This is a genomic window from Mycobacterium sp., assembly GCF_039583805.1.
In the GTDB taxonomy this organism is placed as follows: Bacteria; Actinomycetota; Actinomycetes; order Mycobacteriales; family Mycobacteriaceae; genus Mycobacterium.
In genome coordinates, this window is record NZ_JAVKSH010000190.1 from 1 (window position 1) to 2,078 (window position 2,078).

At 69.2% G+C, this 2,078-nt stretch carries 1 protein-coding gene and 2 pseudogenes; 2 read left to right on the top strand and 1 reads right to left on the bottom strand.

Annotated features, from left to right (window positions below):
- Positions 1-245 precede the first annotated feature (245 nt).
- Positions 246-893 (top strand): annotated as a pseudogene (locus ABDW21_RS16820) (hypothetical protein).
- Positions 894-912: 19 nt separating this feature from the next.
- On the top strand, positions 913-1,731 hold the full coding sequence (locus ABDW21_RS16825; protein WP_343602652.1) for a mycofactocin-coupled SDR family oxidoreductase: 819 nt from the start codon (positions 913-915) through the stop codon (positions 1,729-1,731).
- 3 nt (positions 1,732-1,734) lie between these two features.
- Here ABDW21_RS16825 and ABDW21_RS16830 read toward each other — a convergent pair.
- Positions 1,735-2,078: pseudogene (locus tag ABDW21_RS16830) on the bottom strand (peptidoglycan endopeptidase); the annotation flags it as partial.

Consider the following 2,078-nt stretch of genomic DNA (forward strand, 5'->3'; position numbering starts at 1 on the left):
CGCGACCAACGCGAGTGTCGACGCGGACAGCGGGTGCCTGACGTTCATCGCAGCAACCCCCTGGCTCGTCGAACCATCACACTTCTGCCGTCAGGTTAACGACCGCAACCGCACACAGGTTGTGGTGCATCTGTGAATGTGCTGGACGGCGTGTCGCGGCGGTGGGCCTGCTGCGGCGACAGGCCATGCGCCACGGGCGGGGCACGCCGGGTCGGGGTCGTTCCACGCGCTCCAATCTGGTGGCCGTGACGTCAGCGTGGTCGTCGAGCCGGCTGCCCGAGATGACCGGCAAGCGCGTCGTCGTGACCGGAGCGACCAACGGTGTCGGCCTGGGCACGGCGCGGGCGCTCGCCCGGGCCGTTCGCGTTGACCAATCTGCTGCTGCCGCTGATTCGGTCGCAGATCATCAACGTCGGCTCGGACGCGCAGCGATCGGCGACGCTGCGGCTCGACGACATGCACCTGCGCCGCCACGCCTGGACGGTGATGGGCGCCTGCGCGCGGTCCAAGCTTGCGGTGATGCGGTGGGGGCTGGAGCTGGACCGGCGGCTGCGTGCCGCCGGGTCGCCGGTCGTCACCCAGCGCACCCACCCGTGATGGGTGGCCTCGAACCTGTCGCACGTGTCCGACGCGCCGCTGCTGTCGCTGGCGCACCGGGCGGTCACGTCGCTGGCCGACCGGCTGGGCAACAGCATCGACGAGGGCGCCGCACCCACGCTGTACTGCATCAGCGAGCCGATCCCCCGGGCAGCTATGTCGGGGTCAGCGGCCGGTTCGGGTTGCGCGGCGCACCGGTGCTCATCGGCCGCTCAGTGCTCGCCTGCGACTACGGCGCCGCCGCCCGTCTCGTCACGTTCGCGGAAAAGGAAATCGACACAGCGCTTTCGTCGTAGCCCGATGTACGTTGCCCGCATGGGTGAACTCGAGAACACCGTCGCCGTCGTCACCGGGGCGGCGCGCGGCCAGGGCCGCAGCCACGCTGTCGCACTCGCCGAACACGGCGCCGACGTCATCGCCGTCGACCTGTGCCGCGACATCGACGAGATCCCCTATCCGCTGGCAACCAGAGCCGATCTGGACGAGACGGTGCGGCTGGTCCGGGCCGCGGGCTGCCGGGCGGTGCCCGTCGTTGCCGATGTCCGTGACCTGCACCAGCTGGAAGCCGGTGTGCAGGAAGGGATCAGCGAACTCGCGGAGATCGACATCGTGGTCGCCAACGCCGGGGTGGTGGCGATCGGCAACAAGCATGTCCGCGACGAGCCGCTGTTCACCACCATCGTCGACACCAACCTCAAAGGTGCCTGGCACACGCTCATCGCGGCGGTCCCGTCGATAATTCGCAAGGGCCGTGGCGGATCCGTCGTTCTGGTGAGTTCGTCGCAGGGACTGATCGGACGCGGCGGAGACGGCAGCGCGGCGATGTTCGGCTACGCGGCATCCAAACACGGCATCGTGGGGTTGATGCGGTCGGCGGCCAACGCGTATGCGCCGCACAGGATTCGCGTCAACTCGGTGCATCCGAGCGGTGTCGCCACGCCGATGATCCTCAACGAGTACGTCGTGACCCGGATGCTGGACGAGCCGTCGCCGATCTCGCAAAACCTGTTACCCGACGTGCCGATGGTCGAGTCACGGGACGTCACCGAGGCGGTGCTGTGGCTGGTCAGCCCGCGGGCGCGCTACGTGACCGGCGTGACGTTACCCGTCGACGCCGGACACGTGGTGATGTAGGGCCTACCCGGCCACTGCCGGATCCTCACCAGCCGGTGCCGGTTCCGCCGGCGGGGCAGGCGTCTCGTCGTCCGCCGCGTCGACGAACTCCGGCCCCGGCGGGGCAGGCTCGGGAGCCACCGCATCCATCAGCATCATGCCCGGCGCCGGCGGCGGATCGTCCTGCAGGGCGTCGGACTCCACCGGCAGGTACATGTGATGGGTGAACTGGGGTTGGTAGGCCCCACCGCCACCGATTCGCACACCGCCGTGTTCACCACTGGATACCGGAGTTCCGTCGGGCAACGTCACCGCTGTGTGGCGGCCATTCCAGCCGATGACCAATGCGCCGGGGGCCGTTCCGTATG